The organism is Fictibacillus nanhaiensis, assembly GCF_023715445.1.
GTDB lineage: Bacteria > Bacillota > Bacilli > Bacillales > Fictibacillaceae > Fictibacillus > Fictibacillus nanhaiensis_D.
Map to the genome: position 1 here is coordinate 1 of NZ_JAMBOD010000074.1, position 219 is coordinate 219.

Here is a 219-nt window from a genome sequence, read left to right on the forward strand (position 1 = left end):
TTGATGTGTATGCATCATTAAGTTACGAGATGCGAGAAGTTCGAGGCGACAAAGTCTTGAAGGAGCGGAGTGTATTTCGATACATGAGCACTGGAAAGACGAAGTCAACGAAGAAATTCGACGTTGATCGTAAGTTATAAGGTTAAGCTAGAAAGGGCGCACGGTGGATGCCTTGGCACTAGGAGCCGAAGAAGGACGGGACGAACACCGATATGCCTC

The 219-nt window shown here is 47.5% G+C and carries 1 rRNA gene; it reads left to right on the top strand.

The features are described 5' to 3' along the window. Window positions 1-140: 140 nt before the first annotated feature. A 23S ribosomal RNA gene (locus M3196_RS22320) occupies window positions 141-219 on the top strand; the annotation flags it as partial.